We start from the raw sequence: 20834 nt of genomic DNA, 5'->3' as shown, positions 1-20834 counted from the left end.
CTCGAAGATGCGGCCGGCAGCCCTGCGGCGAGCAGTCGGACAGCCGAGAAGGATCGGCTGACCGGCCCTGGGGCGGCGAACGATACGGGGTGCTCAGTCGGCGACGGGTGGCGGCGCGATTGTGTTATCACGGAAGGGTGGGTAGTGGGCCGCGTCCCGGGCTGGGACGGGACATCGGCGCTGAGCGGTATGCGGCGGTCGATGCCCTCGGTAGGCCGGGGCGGCGGGTAGTAGTGCATCGGCACTTGCCGCCTGCGGCGGGGGCGCGTCGGCGTTCGTTGCCGGTGGCGCCGGCCGATGCGTTCTTCTTGCATGTCGAGAATGCGGGTCCGCCACAGCAGGTCGGGGGATTGGTGGTGCTGGAGCCGGGTGCGGCCGGGCCGACCGTCCGCGACCTGCGGGAGCTGGTTCGCGCCGAATTGGATGGGCTGCCGCGGTTCCGGCAGCGGTTGCTGCCGGGTGGGCGGTGGCGGCGGGCGCGCTGGGTGGACGGTGCGATCGACTGGGAGTGGCATGTCGCCGAGCGGGTGGTCGCGGCCGGTGATCCGGTGGCCGAACTTCGGCGGGTGGTCGGGGAACTGGCCGCGGAGCCGCTGCCTCGGGATCGGCCGTTGTGGCGGATGGTGCTGGTCCGCGAGCGGGACGCGGGTCCGGTCGGGGTGATTCTGCTGGTGCACCATGCCGTCGCGGACGGGGTCGGGACGGTGGTGCAGGCGTTGCGGCTGTTGCGGCCGCGGACCGAGTTGCGGATCGCCGAGCGGGGCGGGCTCCGCGCGGGTGCGGCGGCGGTCGCTACGGCCACCGGGCTGGCGCAGCTGGCGGCGGACGCTCGTCCGCGTGGTCGGATGCCGGTCGGTTCCGATCGGCGGCGGTTCGTCACTGCCGAGCTCGATCTGGAAACCGTTCGGGGCGTGGCGCATTCGTATCATGCGCGGGTGACCGACATTCTGCTGGCGGTGGTCGTGATAGCACTGCGCCGGACCCGTCCGGATCTGATGACCCGGCTGCGTGGTCCGTTGCGGGTGGCGGTACCGCTGATGGTGCGCGGGCCGCGGTCGGCGGCGGAAGGAAATCTGACCGCCGCCGTGATGATCGACATCCCACTGCATCTCGACGATCCGGCCGAACTACTCGCGGACATCGTCACGCGCGGCGACCGGTTGCACAGCGGAACCCGCGCGCTGGCATCCCGTTTCGTGATGGCCACCGGATTGCGGATCCTGCCGGAGCCGCTCGCGGGCCGGTTCGCCGCGACGGTATACGGCGGCCGTTTCTTCCATGCGATCGTCTCCAATATGGCCGGTCCCGACCGGCCGCTCACCCTCGCGAATGCCGCTGTCGCGCAGGTTTTCCCGATTCTGCCGCCCGCATCGGGGGTGCCGCTGGTGGTCGGTGCGCTGAGCTGGGCCGGTCGCCTCGGGCTCGGGATCTCCGCCGATCCGGAACTGGTGGACCCGACCGGGTTCGCCGCCGAATTGCCGACCGTATTGGCCGAATTGGGTCCGGCGCCGGTCGCCGATCCAGGCCCGCCGGTCGGTTCCGGCGAGTAATCTGAGTGTGCTGAAGATCACCGCCGACCGTCACCTCATCGGAGGCCGAGGCATGTTTCTGCTCGATCGCACACCCGCGGCGAAAACCCTTGCGGCGAGAGCGCTCGCCGCCTGCGCGTTGATCACGATGTCGGCCCTCGCCGGATGCGGCGCATCCGATCACTCCACCATCGTCGACAGCGCCCCGGCACCCGGCGGCGGTGTCACCCAGGAGGTCACCGGCAGTTTCCGCACGTTCTTCGACGGCGGTACCGGCGCCGCACAGAAGATCGCGCTGCTCGAGAACGGTCCCACCTTCGCGGATGCGATCAACGCACAGGCGAATTCGCCGATGGCCAAGGCCACCACCGCGTCGGTCACCACCGTGACGAGTACCGCCGCCGACCACGCCGACGTCACGTATTCCATTCTGTTCAACGGCAAACCGGCGCTGGCCGACCAGCACGGCGCCGCCGTCCGCCAGGACGGCACCTGGAAGGTCACCGCCGCCACCTTCTGCGCGCTGCTCACCCTGGAAGGCAATCCGCCCCCGGCCTGCGCGGCATCCGCCCCCACTCCGGCACATTGACCACCCGGGCGGCCGCGCCGCCGGGCCCCGCTCGCTCGTTCGATCACGAAGCTCGGTAGGGCGAGGCGCCGGCCCGGGGACCGGTCACCTGCCGCGCCGGCGCGGATCCGGATGCGATCGGCAAACGGCCGCAACAGAATTCGACCGATGGAGGTAGTGATGACATCGGAGCAGGTACCCGGGACGGATTCCGGCGCATGGCCACCAGGTTCGGGCGCAGAGCCATCGGATCCCGCCGCGCGGTCCGCCGGAATCGGAACCTCACCCGCGCTCGCCCTGGCCGTCCTGACCGCCGTGTTGTTCGTGACCTTCCTCGACACCACCGTCGTCAGCGTGACACTCGGTGCGGTGCAGTCGAATCTGCACGCGGGTGTGGTGTCGCTGCAATGGGTGGTCAACGCCTACACGCTGGTCTTCGCGAGTCTGATGCTGCCCGCGGGCTCGCTCGGTGATCGCCTGGGCCGCAAGAAGGTCATGGTCGGCGGGCTGATCGTGTTCGGCCTGGGCTCGCTGCTCGCCGCGCTGGCGGGCAGTGTCGCGGTGCTGATCGCGGGCCGCGCGGTGATGGGGATCGGCGCGGCCGCTTCGGAACCCGGCACGCTGTCGGTGATCCGGCATCTGTTCCCGGATCGGCGGCAGCGCGCGCGGGCGCTGGGTGCGTGGGCCGCGGTGTCCGGTCTCGCGCTGGCTACGGGGCCGGTGCTGGGCGGGGTACTGGTCGGCGCGTTCGGATGGCGTTCGGTGTTCTGGTTCAACGTGATCGTCGCGGTCCTCGTGCTGGCCGCCGCGGTGCGCTGGGTGCCGGAGAGCGCCGATCCGCGACCGGGGAGCCTGGATTGGGCCGGATTCGTCCTCGGCTCGGCCTTCCTCGGCTGCGTGATCTACGCCGGGATCTCCGGTGAGCAGGTGGGTTACGGGGCCGCCTCGGTGATCACGCTGTTCGTGATCGGCGCGCTCGCGTTCGCCGCGTTCCTGTATGTCGAACTGCGCGTGCCGAATCCGATGTTCGACTTCCGTTATCTGCGCCGGCCCTCGGTGCGCAGCGCGCTGATCGTGGCGTTCGCGGTGTACTTCGGGATCTTCTCGATCTTCTTCTTCACGGCGCTGTATCTCCAGGAGGCGGTGGGTTATTCGGGCTGGCGGACGGCGGCGGTCTTCGCGCCGATGGCCGTGTCGATCGTGCTCGGCTCGCTGCTGGCGGGCTTCTGGGTGGCGGTGCGCGGGTCGCGCACGCCGCTGATCGTGGGCTGTGTACTGGCCGCGGCGGGCATCCTGCTGTCCCGCGAATTCCTCGGCACCCATGTGGATTTCACGCCGCTGGCGCTGTCGCTCACGGTGGCCGGGCTGGGTTTCGGTATCGCGGTGGTGCCGTTGACCTCCGCGGTACTGGCCGGGGTCCCCGCCGAGCAGTCCGGGATGGCGGCGGCCGCCACCAACACCATGCGACAGGTCGGCGCGGTGGTCGGGGTGGCGGCGCTCGGCGCGCTGGTCAACTCGTTCCTCAACGCGGACCTGGTCGACCGGCTGAACGAGTTGCAGATCCCGGCCAACTTTCAGTCGATCATCATCGACGCGATCGAGACCGGGGCCGTGCCCAACGGTGGCGACCTGGCGGATCGCGCCTCCTACGGCCCGATCGTCGATCAGGTCATCGGCGCGGCGTTCGAGGCCTTCCACCGCGGGCTGGACGTCGCCCTGCTGGTGTCCGGCATCCTGATCCTGGTCGCCGCGGCGGGTGCGGCGGTGTCGATGTGGCGCGGCGGAGACCGGTCCGGCTACGAACCCGAGTCCGATAACTGAGCAATTGCCAGGTGTAGGCTCGACCTGCCGAATGTGTCCATTCCACTCGGGAGGCGCCCATGCTGGTCCGGAGGTTTCCCCGCGTCGTCGCGGCCGTCGCCGCGGTGGCCACGGTCGTGACCCTCGCCGGCTGCGGCGGCAGTTCGAAGATCGCGAACAACACCGGCACGTCGCCGGAGGTCCGGCAGGCCGTGATCGATACCTACGACCGCTTCTTCAGCACCTCGATCCCGGTCGAGGAGAAGCCCGCGTTGCTGGAGAACGGCCAGGCGTTCACCCAGGCACTGAACGATCGGGCCGAATCCGTGGTCGCCAAGAAATCGCGGGTGACCGTCTCGGATGTCGCGAGCACCGGCCCGAACAGCGCCGACGTGATCTTCACCGTCTCGTTCGGCGGCCTGCCGATGCTGCGCAACCGCAAGGGCGGCGCGATCCGGACCGACGGCACCTGGCAGGTCACCCAGGCGACCTTCTGCGCCCTGCTCCAGATGCAGGGCGGCGCACCCCCGGTCTGCGACTCCGGCGCCTCGACCACGGCGCCGGCGCCGGGCAACTGAGCCCGCGTTCAGCCGCCCAGCGCCGCGGTCAGCTCCGGATGCATGGCCAGGGCGGGCAGGGACCGCACCAGCAGGTCGATCAGCTGTTCGCGGTCGATGGTGGCGGTGCGCAGCCAGCTCAGCGTCGTCTCCTCGGTGAAGGCGATCCAGCCCCGCACGGCCAGCCGCAGCCGCGGCAGGTCGGCGTCGTCGAGCGCGATCGGCGCCTCGTCGAGCACCCGGTCGGCGACGGCCCCACGGGTCGCGTCGATCAGGGCGGCGAGATCGGGATCGGCGCTGGCCGGTCCGCGCAACAGGGCCAGATACGAGGTGCGGTTGTCGCTGACATAGTCGACGTAGCGGCAGACCGCGTCGCGCAGCATCTCCGGCAGCGGGAGGGTGTGGTCGGGAGTGGTGCGGGCGAGCAGTTCGGCATTGGCGTGGCGCACCAGCGCCAGCTGGAAATCCTGGAGGGTGGGGAAGTAGTGGAACAGCAGTCCGCGCGAGATACCGGCCTGTTCGGCGATATCCCCGACGGAGATGTCGTGCAGCGCCTTCTCCCGCAGCATCCGCACGCCCAGAGCGATCAGTTGCTCCCGCCGTTCGGCCGGACTCATCCGCACCCGCTTCGCGCCCGTTCCGGGACCGTTCACGCTCACCTCCTCAGCCTACTGAACCGGGTTCAATACTATTGACTGCGACTCAACAAGAATTTAAGCTCTGTTACATGAGTCGCAAGGTTACAGACAACGGTGTCGCGCCGGAGGGGGCCGACGACCGGGCCGCCCGGCACGTACACGTCCTCATCATCGGCAGTGGCTTCTCGGGACTGGGTCTGGCGATCCGGCTGAGCCAGGACGGGCGGGACGACTATCTGGTCCTCGAGCGCGGCGGTGATGTCGGCGGCACCTGGCGCGACAACACCTATCCCGGGGCGGCCTGCGATGTGCCGTCCCATCTGTACTCGTATTCCTTTGCGCTGAACCCGAATTGGTCGCGCTCGTTCTCCCGGCAGCCGGAGATCCAGCGCTACATCCAGGATGTCGCCGACCGCTACCGGGTGCGCGACAAGCACATCTTCGACTGCGAGATGACCGGCGCCCGCTGGAACGACACCGCGAAGTACTGGGAGGTGCAGACCAGCCGCGGCGCCTACACCACCGACATCCTGGTCTCGGCGGTCGGCGCGCTGTGTGAGCCCGCGCTGCCGGATATCAAGGGCATCAACGACTTCGAGGGTGAGCTCTTCCACTCCGCGCGCTGGGACCACGATTCCGATCTGGCCGGCAAGCGGGTCGCGGTGATCGGCACCGGCGCCTCGGCGATCCAGATCGTGCCCTCGATCGCGCCGCGGGTGGCCCGGCTCGACGTCTACCAGCGCACCGCGCCGTGGCTGCTGCCGCGGATGGACCGGCCCTACACGCGGCCGGAGCGGCTGGCGTTCCGGTATCTGCCCGGCGTGCAGCGGCTTTCCCGCACGGCCATCTACGCCGCGCGCGAATCCCAGGTCGTCGGCCTGGCGAAATTCCCGCCGGCCATGCTGGCCCTGGAACTGATCGCGCGCGCCAAGCTGCGGCGCGAGGTGCCCGATCCGGCGTTGCGGGCCAAGGTCACCCCGAACTTCCGGATCGGCTGCAAGCGCATGCTGATCTCCAACGACTACTATCCGGCGCTCGGCCGCGACAATGTCGACCTGATCACCGACGGCATCCGGGAGATCCGCGCCGGTTCGATCGTGGCCGCGGACGGCACCGAGCGCGAGGTCGACGCGATCGTGGTCGCCACCGGCTTCCACGTCACCGACTCGCCCGCGTACGAGGTGGTGTACGGCCGCGACGGCCGCAGTCTCGCAGCGGTTTTCGACGAATCGGGCCAGCAGGGCTACAAGGGTTCGGCGATCGTCGGCTACCCCAACATGTTCTTCCTGCTCGGCCCGAACGTGGGCCTCGGCCACACCTCGATGGTGTACATGATCGAGTCCCAGATCGCCTACATCGCCGATGCGATCGCCGCCTTCGACCGCCTCGGACTGGGTACCGTGGAGGTACGAAAGTCCGTGCAGGACAACTACAATCGCGACCTGCAAGGCAAACTGGTGGGTTCGGTGTGGAATACCGGCGGCTGTGCCAGCTGGTATCTGGACAAGCACGGCAACAACACCACGCTGTGGCCGGACTTCACGTTCCGGTTCCGTAAGATGCTCGAGAAATTCGACCCGGGGGCCTACGAGACGACGATCGCCGACGGCGCGACCCGGCCCGATCCGAAGGTGGTAGCAGCACGATGAGCGAAACGAACGACGAATACTTCCGCGGCAAGGTCTGCGTGGTCACCGGCGCCGGTTCGGGTATCGGCCGCGCCCTCGCCGAGAACCTGGCCGGCCGCGGCGCGAAACTCGCGCTGTCCGACATCGATGCCGAAGGTCTCGCCGAAACCGTCCGGCGCTGCGCGGAATCGGGCGCCGAGGTCAAGTCGGATCGGCTGAACGTGGTCGAGCGCGAGTCGGTGCTGCTGTACGCCGACGCGGTGAAACAGCACTTCGGCGTGGTCCACCAGATCTACAACAACGCCGGTATCGCCTTCCACGGCGACGTCGTGCGCTCGGAGTTCAAGGACATCGAGCGCATCATGGATGTCGACTTCTGGGGAGTCGTCAACGGCACCAAGGCCTTTCTGCCCTATCTGATCGAATCCGGTGCGGGGCACGTGATCAACGTGTCCAGCCTGTTCGGCCTGATCGCCATCCCGGGCCAGAGTGCCTACAACGCGGCGAAATTCGCGGTGCGCGGCTTCACCGAGGCGCTGCGGCAGGAGATGCTGGTGAACGGGCAGCCGGTCAAGGTCACCTGTGTGCACCCCGGCGGTATCAAGACCGCCGTCGCACGCAACGGCGGCTATGCCGAGGGCATCGACTCGGCGCGGTTCGCGGCGTTCTTCGACAGCAAGCTGGCCCTGCACAGCCCGGAGATGGCCGCCCGCACCATCACCGAGGGTGTCCGCAAGGGGCACGGCCGGGTGCTGATCGGCTGGGAGGCGAAGGCGCTGGACGTGTTCGTCCGCGTCACCGGCTCCTACTATCAGCGCATCGCGTCCGTGGTCAACAAGCGACTTCTTCCCTGAACCCGGTGGTGAACGTGCCCGCATTCCAGGACTTCTCGCTGCCGCTGCCGGTCGCCCGCGCGATCCTGCACCCGTTCTTCCGATTCACCATGCATCCCCGGGTGCCGTGGCGGGTGCAGCGCACGCTGCTCGACGCCGGATCGGTGCTGCAACAGTCGCCGCCGGGCACCCGGCGGCAGCGGTTGCGGCTGGGTGGCCGCCCCGCCGAACGGATCACCGGCGACCGGCCGGCCGTCGACGCCGGCGCGGTGCTGTATCTGCACGGTGGCGGCTACACCATCGGCTCGCCGGCCACCCATCGCAGCCTGGCCGCGCATCTGGCCCGGGATCTGCGCCGACCGGTGTACCTGCCGGACTACCGGCTGGCGCCGGAACATCCGTACCCGGCCGCGCTCGACGACGCCGAGGCGGCGTTCCTGGAACTGCTCGGCACCGGACTCGCGCCGGAAAACCTGGTGGTGGCCGGTGATTCGGCCGGTGGCGGGCTGGCGCTGGCGCTGGCCGAGCGCCTGCGCGATGTGCACGGGATCGGGCCCGCCGCACTGGGTCTGATCGCGCCCTGGTCCGATCCGAACGAAAAGCCCGGCCGCCCACGGGATCTGGTGATCAACTCGGCCTGGTCGCACGCCGCGGCCGAGGCGTACCGGGGCGGCGGTAACGGACTGGATCCGGGCTACGCGCCGCTGCTGGGCCGCCTGGACGGCCTGCCGCCGTGCTACGTACAGGTCGATGCCGGGGAGTTGTTGTACGGGCAGTGCACGCGGCTGGTGGCGGGCCTGCGCGCGGCCGGCGTGCCGGTGCAGTTCTCGGTGACCCGGGGGCTCTGGCACGTCGCCCAGTTGCAGGCGGCGCTGGTGGCCCCCGCGGCCGCCGAACTGCGCGCGATGAGCGATTTCCTGGGCCGGGCGCTGGAGCCGGCCGCGGCGTGATCCCTAGGATGGGGGCGCTGCCGTGCCCTACGTCCGCGCCGCTCCGGCCGGTCGGGTCCGGTCGCGGGCGTACCCGGTGCCGGTGTTCGTGCCGAGCGTGCCGTGGCGTAGGTTACTAGTGGGTAAAGCTACCGGCGGGTAGTACATCGGAAGGGTTGCGATGCGAGAATTCGAGGTTCCGGCGACATATGCCATCCCCGAGGATGCCAACATGGCCGACGGGGCCTTCCGGCATGCCGAGCGCACACCCGGCCTGGTCGTGTTCAACACGCCCGACGGCTCGGGCGGCTGGAACGACATCACCGCCGCCGAATTCGCCGCCTCGGTGACCGCCGTGGCCAAGGGCCTCATCGCCACCGGTGTCGAACTCGGCGATCGCGTCGCCATCCTGGCCTCCACCCGGTACGAGTGGGTCGTCCTCGACTTCGCCATCTGGGCCGCGGGCGGCTGTACCGTCGCCATCTTCGACAGCTCCTCGGCCGAACAGGCCCGCTGGATCCTGTCCGACTCCGCCACCCGCCTGCTGGTCGTCGAGAAGCCGAAGCATCGCGCCACCATCGCCGAGATCGAGGCCGGTCTGCCGGAGCTGAAGGAGACGCTGGAGTTCGACGCCGGCGCCCTCGACGAGCTGATCGCCCGCGGCAGCGAACTCGACGACCGCGTCGTGCACGAGCGCCGCGCCCTGGTGACGGACGCCTCGCCGGCCACGCTGATCTACACCTCCGGCACCACCGGCCGGCCCAAGGGCGTCATGCTCACGCACGCCAACCTGTACGCCGAATCCGCCGCCGACCGCGCCGCGATGCCGGAATTCCTGAAGCCGGGCAACAAGTCGCTGCTGTTTCTGCCGCTGGCTCACGTATTCGCGCGCGCGGTAGCGCTGGCCGCCTTCGACGCCGGGGTCACCGTCGCGCACACCGCCGACTGGTCCACCCTGGTCGAGCAGTTCGGTCAGTACCGGCCGGACTTCATCCTGTCGGTCCCGCGTGTCTTCGAGAAGGTGTTCAACGGCGCCCGACAGAAGGCCTACGACGGCGGCAAGGGCAAGATCTTCGACGTGGCCGCCGACACCGCCATCGCCTACAGCGAGGCGCAGCAAGCCGGCGGCGCAGGCCTGCTGCTGAAGCTCAAGCACGCGCTGTTCGACCGGCTGGTCTACGGCCAGCTGCGGGCCGCGATGGGTGGCCGTTGCCGATCGGCGGTCTCCGGCGGCGGTCCGCTGGGTGCGCGGCTGGGCCATTTCTTCCGCGGCGTGGGCGTCACCATCTACGAGGGCTACGGCCTCACCGAATCCACTGCGGCCGTCTCCGTGAACACGCCGGAGTACATCCGGGTCGGTTCCGTCGGCCGGCCGCTGCCCGGCCACGGCGCCAAGATCGCCGAGGACGGCGAGCTGCTCATCCGCGGCCCGGTGATCTTCGCCGGGTACTGGCGCAATCCCGAGGCCTCCGCCGACGCGTTCACCGACGGCTGGTTCCGGACCGGCGACCTGGGCGCGCTCGACGACCGCGGGTTCATCACCATCACCGGCCGGAAGAAGGAGATCATCGTCACCGCCGGTGGTAAGAACGTGTCCCCGGCCATGCTGGAGGATTCGCTGCGCGCCAACCCGCTGATCGGCCAGGTGATGGTCGTCGGCGACGGCAAGCCGTTCGTCGGCGCCCTGGTCACCCTCGATCCCGAGGCCCTGCCCGGCTGGAAGCAGCGCCACAATCTGCCCGCCGACCTGCCGATCGACAAGCTCATCGAGCTGCCCGACCTGGTCGCCGAGGTCGACTCGGCGGTGGCCGATACGAACAAACTCGTCTCGCACGCCGAGGCGATCAAGAAGATCCGCATCCTCCCGGTCGACTGGACCGAGGAGAGCGGCGAGCTCACCCCGAAGATGTCGCTGAAACGCAACGTGGTGATGCAGAAGTTCGCCGCCGACGTGGACGCCATCTACAACTGAGTCGCACTCGACCGCCGGCCCGCATCCGATCGGATGCGGGCCTTTCGCGTATCTCCGTACCGAAATCCGTGGCCGCGATCACCGCCGCGGTGGCAGCGTGGACGGTGACCCGAGGAGTATCGCGATGAAGAAATTGATCAACGACCCCGCCGACGTGGTGGTGGAGGCGCTGGCCGGGATGGCCGCCGCACATCCGGAGTTGCGGATCGATGCGCGGAACCGGCTGATCCTGCGCGGCGACGCACCGGTGCCGGGGAAGGTCGGCCTGGTGTCCGGCGGCGGCTCCGGCCACGAACCGTTGCACGGCGGCTTCGTCGGCCTCGGCATGCTCGACGCCGCTTGTGCCGGTGAGGTTTTCACCTCCCCGGTCCCGGATCAGATCCTCGCCGCCACCACCGCCGTGGATGCCGGTGCGGGCGTACTGCACATCGTGAAGAACTACACCGGCGACGTGATGAACTTCGAGATGGCCGCCGAACTGGCCGCCGCCGAGACCGGCACCGAGATCGCCGCGGTCGTGATCGACGACGATGTCGCCGTCCGGGACAGTCTGTACACGGCCGGTCGCCGCGGGGTCGGCGGCACGGTCGTGCTGGAGAAGATCGCCGGGGCCGCCGCCGAACAGGGCCGCCCGCTGACCGCGGTCGCCGACCTCGCCCGCACCGTGAACGCCCGATCGCGCAGCATGGGTATGGCGCTCACCTCGTGCACCGTGCCCGCCGCCGGCAAACCCACCTTCGAACTCGGCGAGACCGAGATGGAGATCGGCATCGGCATCCACGGCGAGCCCGGCCGTCGCCGGGTACCGCTGGCGCCCGCCCGCGAGGTCGCCGCGCTGCTGGTCGAGCCCATCCTGTCGGATCTGCCCTTCGACCGCGGCGACCGCGTGATCTGCTTCGTCAACGGTATGGGTGGTACCCCCTTGCTGGAGCTGTACGTGATGTACCACGAGGTGGCGCGGATCCTGCACGGTCACGGTGTGCAGATCGCCCGCTCCCTCGTCGGCCCGTACATCACGTCGCTGGACATGGCCGGCTGCTCGGTCACCCTGACCCGGGTGGACGACGAACTACTGGACCTGTGGGACGCGCCGGTACGAACACCGGCCCTGCGCTGGGGAGTGTGAACCGTGGTGACAGAAGCGAACTCGGCGCTCGACCCGATCGCCTGGCTACGCGAATTCGCCGCACTGATCGACGAGAACGCCGATCGCCTCACCGCACTCGACGCCGCCATCGGCGACGCCGACCACGGCAGCAATATGCGTCGCGGCACCGCCGCCGTCACCGCGGCTTTCACCGACACACCCCCGGCGACCGCCGCCGAGGCGCTGAAACAGGCGGGCATGGTGCTGATCCGCTCGGTCGGCGGCGCGAGCGGACCCCTGTACGGCACCTTCTTCCTACGCGCCGCCGCCGCTGTCCCCGGCGAAAAAGCCCTGGACGCAACAGTTTTCGCCGAGGCCTTCCGCGCCGGCCTGGCCGGTGTCGCCGCCCGAGGCAAGGCCGAACCCGGCGACAAGACCATGCTCGACGCCCTGACCCCCGCCGCCGACGCCCTCACCGAATCCCTCGCCGCCGGCGCCACCCTGCCCGCCGCCCTGGACGCGGCACTGGCCGCCGCCGAATCCGGCCGCGACGCCACGATCCCACTACAAGCCCGCAAGGGCCGCGCCTCATACCTCGGCGAACGCAGCGTGGGCCACCAGGATCCAGGCGCCACCAGCGCAACCCTCCTCCTCCGCGCCGCCCGGCAGGCACTCGGATGAGCGGGGAGACGCGGGTGATCGGTCCGCCGCCGCAGGTCCGGATGTGTTGTGGTGGTTCGGATATGCCCGGTGCGATAGTGACGGTTCGCCGGATCGGGCGGCTGGAGGCGGCACGGTGATAGGCGTCGTCGTCTCGCACAGCCGCGCCCTGGGACGCGCGGCCGTGGCACTGGCGTCGGAGATGGTGCCCGGCAGCGGGATTCGCATCGAGATCGCGGCCGGATTGGACGAGCAGACGTTCGGCACCGATGCCGTCGCGGTGGCGGAAGCGATCGGCGCGGCCGACACCGGCGACGGTGTGTTGGTGCTGATGGACCTGGGCAGCGCGGTGTTGTCGGCCGAACTCGCTCTCGAGCTGCTGGAGACGCCGCACGAGGTGCGGTTGTGCGCCGCGCCGATCGTCGAGGGGCTGGTCGCGGCCGCTGTCGCGGCGGCCGGCGGCGCGGATCTGGCGGAGGCGGCCGCCGAGGCGGAGCACTCGCTGCTGGCCAAATCTACTCAGCTGAGTCCGGCCTCGCCTGATCGAGGTGACGAAAACACAAGCGAGACAGCCCTTCCGGCGGCGGGGGTGCGGGAGGTTCCGTCGGAGGTTCGGGAGCCTGCGGCGGTGAGGGCGGGGGAAGTTGTTGCGCAGAGGGAGCGGGCGGTTGGGGGTGCGGAGGTGCGGGGCGTTTTCGTGGTTACCAATCCGCACGGGTTGCATGCGCGGCCTGCGGCGCGCTTGGTCGCCGAAGTGCGCACGTTGGACGCCATCGTCGACCTGCGCAATCTCACCACCGGTGCCGGTCCGGTACCGGGACGGAGTCTCAGCCGGGTGGCCGCTCTCGGTGCGCTGTCCGGCCACTGGATCGAGGTGGTCGCGACCGGGCCCGAGGCCGAGGCGGCTGTGTATCGGTTACGGGAGTTGGCGGAACGGCGCTTCGATGAGGGGGCGGACGTCGCGGTATCCGGGATGGGGGAACCGATCGCTGCCGCTACGGCAACCTCGCATTCGAGTCGACCGGCCGGTGCCTCCCCGGCGATCTCGCATGGGAGTCCACCGGCCGGTGCGGTTGCGACGGTATCGGCCGGTGGCATGGGTGATCGATCCGAAGGCGGGCGTGCAGTGCTTGCGGTGCCCGGTTCCACCGGAGAGCAAGTGGCGGAGAGTATTTCGGCCGATCGGAGCGCCGGGTCGGCCGGGGGTGGCTTCGACAGAGTGAGCAGGGGTCCGTTGCCGGCCTCGGGTGGGATCGCGATCGGGCCGGTGTGGCATGCCGGGGTGGGGGAGTTCGTGCTGCCGGCGAAACCCGAGGGGTCGCCGGAGGCCGAGTGGGAGCGGCTGGTGGTGGCGATTGCCGCGGTGCGCAGGCGAATCGAGGCCATCGTGGCGCAGACGGGGCCGGCGGAGGCGGCGATCTTCCGGGCCCACCTGTTACTGCTGGACGACGATGAACTGGTCGGGGTGGCGCGGCAGCGGATCGGGGCGGGTGCGCACGCGGCGTCGGCGTGGTCGATCGAATCGAGCCGGGCGGCAGCGGATCTGGCGCGTTTGCCCGACGACTATCAGCGTGCGCGGGCCGCGGATCTGGTGGCCGTGCGCGATCAGGTGCTCGGTGAACTGCTCGGTAGCAGTACCGAGATCGTCAGCCGTCCGGGCATTCTCGTGGCCGTTGAGCTCACACCCGCACAGGTTGCCGCGCTGGATCGGTCGCTGGTGACCGGAATGGTGCTGACGCAGGGGAGTCCGACCGCGCACAGTGCGATCCTGGCCCGCTCCAGAGGTATTCCGGCGGTGGTGGCGGCCGGATCGGATCTGCTGACGGTGCCGGAGGGCACCACCGTGGCGTTCGACGGCGGCAACGGGCAGTTGGTCGTCGATCCGGGGCCCGCGATGCTGGCCGAATTCGCCGCGCGCGCAGCGGGACAGCGCGCGCGGCAGCGGGCCGCCGAGGCGGCGGCGAACCGGCCCGCCGTCACCATCGACGGGGTGACCGTCGAGGTCGCGGGCAATGTGGGCAGCCTCGTGGATGCGGTCGAGGCGGTCGCGCACGGCGCCGATTCGGCGGGACTGGTCCGCACCGAATTCCTGTTCCTGGACCGGGATCACGCGCCGACGGTCGCGGAACAGGAGCAGGTGTACCGGGAGATCGCGAAGGCGTTCGACGGTCGCCGAATCGTGTTGCGCACCTTGGATGCCGGGGGTGACAAGCCGCTGCCGTACCTCGCGCGGCCGCCGGAGGCGAATCCGTTCCTCGGGGTACGTGGCATCCGGCTGGCGGCGGGCCACGCGGATCTGCTGCGCGATCAGTTGCAGGCGATGGCCGCCGTCGCCGCCGATCACCCGGTGCGCGTGATGTTCCCGATGGTGAGCACCGTGGACGAGGTGCGCGCGGCGCGAGCGATAGTGAAAGAGGTTGCGCCGCAGGATCTTCGGATCGAGGTGGGGATCATGGTGGAGGTGCCCGCCACCGCGGCCAAGGCGGCCGCGTTCGCCGGGCACGTCGATTTCTTCTGCATCGGCACCAACGATCTCACCCAGTACGCGCTGGCCGCCGAGCGCGGCAACGACGCCCTCGCCGCTCTCGCGGATCCGCTGGATCCCGGGGTGCTGCGCCTGATCGACCTGGTGTGCCGGGGTGCGGGCGGGCTCCCGGTGGCCGTGTGCGGCGAGATCGCCTCGGATCCGGTGGCGGTTCCGGTGCTGCTCGGGCTGGGTGTCACCGAGTTGAGCGTGGCGGTGCCCATGATCGCACTGGTCAAAGCCGTAATTCGGGAGCTGGATCTGGCGCATTGCCGGGCCCTGTCCATTGCGGCACTCGGCGCCGAGTCGGCAGCGGCGGTCCGTGCGATGGTCACCGGTGGTTCCTGAAGAACATTGCCGCGCAATACCTTCGATCATGACGGATACGGCCGCGCACTCTCGACCACGTCAGCGTCCGCTGCCTACCCACCCGAATACGCACCGGCGGCCGAGCGATAACGCTCGGCCGCCGGGCTCTCGGGAAGGTATCGGTGCCTATCCGACCGGTCCGGTCGCCAGCTTCACCCGCGCGGACTGGTTGCTGCCGGACTGGTCGACCCAGCTCAGCGAGACCGTATCGCCCGGGTGGTGCAGGTCCATGGTGTTGGTCAGGCCGGTCGCGGAGCCGACCGCGCGGCCGTCCACCCCGGTGATCACATCACCGGAGGCGAGGCCCGCGTCCTCCGCCGGACCGCCGCTGACCAGGTTGCGGATCAGCGCGCCGCCACCGTTGTTGGCATCGCTGACCGAGACGCCGAGGAATGCCGACGCACCGATGTGCACCAGCTCGGAGGCCTGGCCGGTCTGGATCTGCTTCGCGATGGTGAGCGCCTGGTCGATCGGGATGGCGAAGCCCACGCCGCCGCCGCTGCCCATCCGGAAGCCCTGGGAGGCAGCGGTATCCATGCCGATCACCTGTCCGACCGAATTCACCAGCGGGCCACCGGAATCGCCGGGCTGGATATTCGCCGCGATCTGGATCAGGCCGGTGAGCTGCTCGGAACTGCCGGACGCGTCGTCGCTGGCGGTGATGGAGCGGTTCAGCGCGGTGACCCGGCCGCTGGCGGCCGTCGGGCTGCCGGTGCCGCCGGCGTTGCCGACGCCGACCACGTTGTCGCCCACCGCGACCAGGTTGGAATCACCGAGCGGCGCGGTGGTCAGTCCCGAGGCGCCGGACAGGTGCACGACCGCGACATCCTCCTGGCGGTCGTAGCCGACGACGGTGCCGGGGTAGGTGCGGCCGTTGCCGAGGTCGGTGACGGAGATCTTCGTGGCGCCCTCCACCACGTGGTTGTTGGTGAGAATGTCGCCGGTGGAGGTGAGGACGATCCCGGTTCCGGCGCCTTGGCCGTTCTGCAGCCCGAGTTGGGTGTTCACGATCGCGATACTCGGTATGACCGAATTCGCGGCGTCGTTGAGGTCGGCAGGCGAGAGATGCGAGCTCACCGGCTGGCCGTATCCGCCGGGGGACTGTGCGACCGGATGGCCCGGGGACCCGCCGTTCGGCGACAGCAATCGTGTCCCTACCAGGCCGATCACGACGGCCAGGACGGCCACGAGCGCGGCGACCGCGGTGAAGGACAACCCGTGCCGCGGCGGGCGGCTGGGCGGGGGTCCGTACGGTCGTGCCGGTTGCCCCGGCCAGCTGGTCGAATTCGGGTACACGATCATCACGTCCTCATCAGGCTCGAGACTGCTCTTATCAGCATTACCCGCCTTTCTGAGAGCGTGCTGGGTGAATTCCGTGTTGTGACCGAGTCCTCTTCCGATCGGGATCCGATGCGGCCGATCGGAACCCGCTGCGGGTGGCCCGGCCGGGGGTGTTCCGGCGGTGACGAATCCGTGACGTCCCGTTCCACCGGGATTCCCGCGCATACGCGCGCGCAGTACGCTCGCGATATGGCCGAGTCTGGACTGCGGGCGGCGTGCGGTGTGGTGTCCGCGGGGCTGGCGCTGGGAATTGCCGAACTGGTGGCGTTGCCGATCGGGACCGAGAGCACGCCTCTGGCGGCACTGGGATCCACGGTCGTGGACCGGACGCCCGACGGCGTCCGGGAACAGGTGATCCGGCTGGTCGGCACCGACGACAAACTGCTGCTGTTCGTCCTCATGGGTGTGGTCGCCTTCGTCGTGGCGACGGTCGTCGGCCGGGTGGAACGGGTCGGGCGGCCGATCGGCAGCGCCGTACTGGCCGCGTTCGGCGTCCTCGCGGCGCTGGCGGCGGTGACCCGGCCGGCGGCGGCGTGGACCTGGGCGCTGCCCACACTGCTCGGTGTCGCGGCCGGAATTCTCGTGCTGCGCATGCTGATTCGGCGGCTGGAGGTCGGATCGCCGCATCCCGCAACGGAAGAGGAGCAGGGCCCGGCGGTTCGCGCACTACCGGTCCTGTTCGGCACCGCCGCGGCGACGACGGCGCTGCGCAGGCGGATCCGGCCCGTACCGGTCGGCGCGGGTGCCCGGGTGGGTGGCTCGCCGCCCCCGCCGGATATCGCCGGAATGCCTGGGCCCGAGCCGGATTCGGAACCGACGCCCGAATCCGGGGTCGATCGCCGGACCATGGTGCGCGGCATCGTGGGCATCGGGATCCTGGCCGTGGTGACGGGAGTCGCGGGCCGATTGCTCGGCCTGAAGGCGCACAACGTCTCCGGCGAGCGGGCCGCCGTGCGCCTGCCGGCGCCGAATTCCGTGGAGCCGCCGGTGGATCCGTCCGCGGATCTGCGAATCCCCGGGCTCACTCCGTATGTCACGGCCAACAACGACTTCTACCGGATCGATACCGCCCTGCTGGTGCCGCAGGTGAGCACCGCGACCTGGTCGCTGCGCATCCACGGCCTGGTCGATCGCGAGATGCGCTACAGCTGGTCGGATCTCGCGGCCCGGCCGGTGATCGAGCGGCTGGTGACCCTCACCTGTGTCTCGAATCCGGTCGGTGGCGATCTGATCGGCAACGCGCGCTGGCTGGGCTACAGTCTCGCCGATCTGATCGCCGAGGCCGGGCCGCATCCGGACGCCGATATGGTGCTCTCCCGCAGTATCGACGGCTTCACCGCGGGCAGCCCGCTGGCCACCCTGCTCGACGGCCGGGACGCGATGCTGGCCATCGGCATGAACGGTGAGCCGCTGCCGGTGGAGCACGGCTATCCGGCCCGGCTGGTCGTGCCGGGCCTGTACGGCTACGTCTCGGCCACCAAATGGGTCACCGAACTGGAGATCACCCGCTTCGATCGCGCCCAGGCGTTCTGGACCCAGCGCGGCTGGGCGCCGCGCGGGCCGATCAAGACCGGCACCCGCATCGACACCCCGAGCGACGACGGCAAGGTGAAGCACGGCCGGACCGTCGTCGCCGGGGTCGCGTGGGCGCAGCATCGCGGGATCGGCCGCGTCGAGGTGCAGATCGACAACGGCCCGTGGCAGCCCGCGCGGCTGGCCGCCGAACCATCGATCGACACGTGGCGGCAGTGGGCCTTCGACTGGGACGCCGCCGCCGGTAAACACCTCATCCGGGCCCGGGCCACCGACGGGGCGGGTGCCACCCAGTCCGGCTCGTACGAGGACGTGCTCCCGGACGGGGCCGAGGGCTATCCGTCGATCATCGTCGACGTGGCCTGATCACACACTCGCACTGCGCGGGAATCCGCTTGCCCGGTCACTGTTCCACGCCGTATATTCGGCGTGGAATATTTGACGCGGGATATGTCCGGGGCCGGAGCTACGCTCTCCCCCGTGACGAGCGGTACGAAGGAGGGGCCGGCGATGTCGAAGCAGTCGGGTGCGGTGCTGACGCCATTGGCGCTGGCGGTGCTCGCGCTGCTGGAAGAGCGTCCGATGCATCCCTACGAGATGTATCAACTGCTGCTCAGCCGCAGGGAGGAGTACTTCGTCAAGATCAGGCCCGGCTCGCTGTACCACACCGTGGACCGGCTGGCCGAGCAGGGACTGGTCCGGGCCGAGGGCACCGATCGGGCCGGTAACCGGCCGGAGCGTACGACCTATCGCATCACCAAGCCGGGCACCGCCGCGCTGCGTACCCGGCTGACGGAGATCCTCCGCAAACCGATCCGCGAATACCCGATCTTCCCGCAGGCCCTCTCGGAGGCGCACAACCTGCCCAAGGAAGAGGTCATCGCCCTGCTCACCGAGCGTATCCGCTGGCTGGAGATGGACGTCACCGAACTCGACGCCCTCCAGGAGTGGGCCACCGCCCGCCGGGTGCCGCGCCGGTACTGGATGGTGCTCGAATACCTGCGCGCGCAGACCCACACCGAGGCCACCTGGCTGCGGCGCATCGTGGCCGAACTGGCCGACGGCAGCCTGATCTGGCACGAGTTCGGCCCCGACGGCAGTTTGATACCCCACCACACCGACGACGAGGGCATCGGGCACGACTGGGGGACCGAGGTCACCGACGACGTGCTCGCCTCACTGAAGAGGGGCGGTGCCACTCCTGCCGACCAGTGACCGCCGGCGGTCCCCGGACCGCGGCCTGCCCTCCACCCGACTACCCGCCGGCCGCTCGCCGCGGCCGGGACATTGCGAACGGAAACGAAAGTTATGACGACACAACGTAATCCGTGGCTGGCGCTGGGCGCGCTGGTCGTCGGATTCTTCATGATCCTGCTGGACATGACCATCGTCGCGGTGGCCAATCCGGCGATCATGACCGATCTGCACACCGACATCAACAAGGTCATCTGGGTCACCAGCGCCTACCTGCTCGCCTACGCGGTACCGCTGCTGATCACCGGCCGGCTCGGCGATCGTGTCGGCCCGAAGAACGTCTACCTCATGGGCCTGGTGGTCTTCACCCTGTCCTCGCTGTGGTGCGGTCTGTCCGGCAACATCGAGATGCTCATCGCCGCCCGCGCGGTGCAGGGCCTCGGCGCGGCGCTGATGACCCCGCAGACCATGGCGGTGATCACCCGGACCTTCCCGGCGCATCAGCGCGGCGCGGCCATGGGCGCGTGGGGCGGCGTCGCCGGCCTGGCCACCCTGGTCGGCCCGATCCTCGGCGGCGTGCTGGTCGACGGCCTGGGCTGGAACTGGATCTTCTACATCAACGTGCCGATCGGCGTGATCGCCTTCGCCATGGCCTGGGCGCTGGTACCGAAGCTGGAGACCCACCGGCACAAGTTCGACCTCACCGGCGTCGTCCTGTCGGCCGCCGGCATGCTGCTGCTGGTGTTCGGTATCCAGGAGGGCAACGACCGGCACTGGGATGCCACGATCTGGGGCCTGATCATCGGCGGCGTGGTGGTACTGGGCGTATTCCTCTACACCCAGGCCCGCAACACCGGTGAGCCGCTGGTACCGCTGAGTTTGTTCGGCGACCGCAACTTCGCGCTGGCCAACCTCGGCATCGCGGCGATGGGCGCCACCATGACCACCCTGATGGTGCCCGCCTACTTCTGGCTGGAGGCGGTGCGCGGCTACACCCCGTCGCAGTCGGGTCTGGTGTTCGCGCCGATGGCCGTCGCAACCGGTGTCTTCGGCCCGATCGTCGGCAAGATCTCCGACCGGATGAACCCGAAGATCCTGCCCACCGTCGGCTTCGCGGTGTTCTCGGCGGTCGTGTTCACCTACGCCGCGATGATGACCCCGCACAGCCCGATCGCGCTGTTCATGATCATCGGAGTGGCCTCCGGCTTCGCCAACGCCTGCATCTGGGCCCCGCTGGCCTCGACCGCCACCCGCAACCTGCCGATCCAGCAGGCCGGCGCCGCGGCGGGCGTCTACAACACCACCCGCCAGATCGGCTCGGTACTCGGCAGCGCCGCGATCAGCGCCCTGGTGTCGTCCCGGGTCAGCGCGCAGGGCCTGGTCACCGGCAAGATGTCCGAAGGCGCCGGCGCCCACATCCCGCCCGCCATCGCCGACAAGTTCAGCACCGCACTGAGCCAGTCGATGCTGCTCCCCGGTTTCATCCTGCTGATCGGCGTGGCCGCCTCCATCGGCTTCGTCCGCTCCAAGTCCGCCCCGGCCGGCGCCCCCGCGCCGACCACCGCGGTCCCGGTCGACGCCGGCCACTGAGCCGCACCGACCGCGCAGGCCCGGATGAGTTCGCCCATCCGGGCCCGCACGGGCTGACCTTCATCCCGTACGCCCCGGGCCG

The 20834-nt window shown here is 69.8% G+C and carries 16 protein-coding genes; 14 read left to right on the top strand and 2 right to left on the bottom strand.

Annotated elements, in window-relative coordinates; genetic code table 11:
- Positions 1-89: 89 nt before the first annotated feature.
- The 4 genes from G361_RS0121875 to G361_RS0121860 all read left to right on the top strand — a co-directional run bounded on the left by G361_RS0121875 (position 90) and on the right by G361_RS0121860 (position 4475).
- Positions 90-1550: a wax ester/triacylglycerol synthase domain-containing protein gene (locus tag G361_RS0121875; protein ID WP_081635447.1), complete on the top strand. Its 1461-nt coding sequence runs from the start codon at positions 90-92 to the stop codon at positions 1548-1550.
- Positions 1551-1602: 52 nt separating this feature from the next.
- A complete protein-coding gene (locus G361_RS0121870) occupies positions 1603-2118 on the top strand; it encodes a hypothetical protein (protein WP_026343339.1) in 516 nt (171 codons plus the stop codon).
- A 159-nt stretch (positions 2119-2277) separates the two neighbouring features.
- A complete protein-coding gene (locus G361_RS0121865) occupies positions 2278-3918 on the top strand; it encodes an MFS transporter (protein ID WP_019929249.1) in 1641 nt (546 codons plus the stop codon).
- A gap of 59 nt (positions 3919-3977) precedes the next feature.
- Positions 3978-4475, top strand: coding sequence for a hypothetical protein (locus G361_RS0121860; RefSeq protein ID WP_019929248.1), 498 nt, complete (start codon positions 3978-3980; stop codon positions 4473-4475).
- An 8-nt stretch (positions 4476-4483) separates the two neighbouring features.
- Here the strand turns inward: G361_RS0121860 and G361_RS0121855 are convergent, their stop codons facing one another.
- Complete coding sequence (locus tag G361_RS0121855; protein WP_019929247.1) at positions 4484-5113, bottom strand: TetR family transcriptional regulator; 630 nt, start codon at positions 5111-5113, stop codon at positions 4484-4486.
- 68 nt (positions 5114-5181) lie between these two features.
- On the opposite strand from G361_RS0121855, the gene G361_RS0121850 reads away from it, so the two are divergent.
- The 7 genes from G361_RS0121850 to ptsP all read left to right on the top strand — a co-directional run bounded on the left by G361_RS0121850 (position 5182) and on the right by ptsP (position 15073).
- Positions 5182-6741 (top strand): NAD(P)/FAD-dependent oxidoreductase, encoded by a 1560-nt coding sequence (locus G361_RS0121850; RefSeq protein ID WP_019929246.1) that lies wholly within the window; start codon positions 5182-5184, stop codon positions 6739-6741.
- Positions 6738-7574 (top strand): SDR family oxidoreductase, encoded by an 837-nt coding sequence (locus tag G361_RS0121845; RefSeq protein ID WP_019929245.1) that lies wholly within the window; start codon positions 6738-6740, stop codon positions 7572-7574. Before G361_RS0121850 ends, G361_RS0121845 begins: the two co-directional genes overlap by 4 nt.
- Before the next feature lie 5 nt (positions 7575-7579).
- Complete coding sequence (locus G361_RS0121840; RefSeq protein WP_019929244.1) at positions 7580-8503, top strand: alpha/beta hydrolase fold domain-containing protein; 924 nt, start codon at positions 7580-7582, stop codon at positions 8501-8503.
- Positions 8504-8663: 160 nt separating this feature from the next.
- On the top strand, positions 8664-10454 hold the full coding sequence (locus G361_RS0121835; RefSeq protein WP_019929243.1) for a long-chain fatty acid--CoA ligase: 1791 nt from the start codon (positions 8664-8666) through the stop codon (positions 10452-10454).
- Positions 10455-10578: 124 nt separating this feature from the next.
- Positions 10579-11580, top strand: coding sequence for a dihydroxyacetone kinase subunit DhaK (gene dhaK / locus G361_RS0121830; protein WP_026343338.1), 1002 nt, complete (start codon positions 10579-10581; stop codon positions 11578-11580).
- A gap of 3 nt (positions 11581-11583) precedes the next feature.
- The gene (dhaL, locus tag G361_RS0121825; protein WP_019929241.1) at positions 11584-12222 is read left to right on the top strand and encodes a dihydroxyacetone kinase subunit DhaL; all 639 of its coding nucleotides are present in this window, start codon (positions 11584-11586) and stop codon (positions 12220-12222) included.
- 115 nt (positions 12223-12337) lie between these two features.
- The gene (gene ptsP, locus G361_RS0121820; protein WP_026343336.1) at positions 12338-15073 is read left to right on the top strand and encodes a phosphoenolpyruvate--protein phosphotransferase; all 2736 of its coding nucleotides are present in this window, start codon (positions 12338-12340) and stop codon (positions 15071-15073) included.
- Between the two features lie 147 nt (positions 15074-15220).
- Here the strand turns inward: ptsP and G361_RS0121815 are convergent, their stop codons facing one another.
- Positions 15221-16396, bottom strand: a complete 1176-nt coding sequence (locus G361_RS0121815; protein ID WP_155981541.1) for a S1C family serine protease — start codon at positions 16394-16396, stop codon at positions 15221-15223.
- 228 nt (positions 16397-16624) lie between these two features.
- On the opposite strand from G361_RS0121815, the gene G361_RS0121810 reads away from it, so the two are divergent.
- From G361_RS0121810 to G361_RS0121800, 3 genes are all read left to right on the top strand, one after another.
- The gene (locus G361_RS0121810; RefSeq protein WP_026343335.1) at positions 16625-18334 is read left to right on the top strand and encodes a molybdopterin-dependent oxidoreductase; all 1710 of its coding nucleotides are present in this window, start codon (positions 16625-16627) and stop codon (positions 18332-18334) included.
- Between the two features lie 114 nt (positions 18335-18448).
- Complete coding sequence (locus G361_RS0121805) at positions 18449-19183, top strand: helix-turn-helix transcriptional regulator (RefSeq protein ID WP_369797905.1); 735 nt, start codon at positions 18449-18451, stop codon at positions 19181-19183.
- Between the two features lie 93 nt (positions 19184-19276).
- Entirely contained in the window at positions 19277-20752 is a 1476-nt protein-coding gene (locus tag G361_RS0121800; RefSeq protein WP_019929236.1) for a DHA2 family efflux MFS transporter permease subunit, read from the top strand.
- Positions 20753-20834: the final 82 nt, after the last annotated feature.

It is taken from the genome of Nocardia sp. BMG111209, assembly GCF_000381925.1.
Classification (GTDB): Bacteria; Actinomycetota; Actinomycetes; order Mycobacteriales; family Mycobacteriaceae; genus Nocardia.
This window is presented reverse-complemented; position numbering and strand designations above follow the sequence as displayed.

Bases quoted from the DNA above. Each gene is read 5' to 3' on its own strand.
- G361_RS0121870 (WP_026343339.1), top strand. From the start codon at position 1,603: ATGTTTCTGCTCGATCGCACACCCGCGGCGAAAACCCTTGCGGCGAGA.
- G361_RS0121865 (WP_019929249.1), top strand. From the start codon at position 2,278: ATGACATCGGAGCAGGTACCCGGGACGGATTCCGGCGCATGGCCACCA.
- G361_RS0121860 (WP_019929248.1), top strand. From the start codon at position 3,978: ATGCTGGTCCGGAGGTTTCCCCGCGTCGTCGCGGCCGTCGCCGCGGTG.
- G361_RS0121850 (WP_019929246.1), top strand. From the start codon at position 5,182: ATGAGTCGCAAGGTTACAGACAACGGTGTCGCGCCGGAGGGGGCCGAC.
- G361_RS0121845 (WP_019929245.1), top strand. From the start codon at position 6,738: ATGAGCGAAACGAACGACGAATACTTCCGCGGCAAGGTCTGCGTGGTC.
- G361_RS0121835 (WP_019929243.1), top strand. From the start codon at position 8,664: ATGCGAGAATTCGAGGTTCCGGCGACATATGCCATCCCCGAGGATGCC.
- dhaK (WP_026343338.1), top strand. From the start codon at position 10,579: ATGAAGAAATTGATCAACGACCCCGCCGACGTGGTGGTGGAGGCGCTG.
- G361_RS0121815 (WP_155981541.1), bottom strand. From the start codon at position 16,396: ATGATCGTGTACCCGAATTCGACCAGCTGGCCGGGGCAACCGGCACGA.
- G361_RS0121810 (WP_026343335.1), top strand. From the start codon at position 16,625: ATGGCCGAGTCTGGACTGCGGGCGGCGTGCGGTGTGGTGTCCGCGGGG.
- G361_RS0121800 (WP_019929236.1), top strand. From the start codon at position 19,277: ATGACGACACAACGTAATCCGTGGCTGGCGCTGGGCGCGCTGGTCGTC.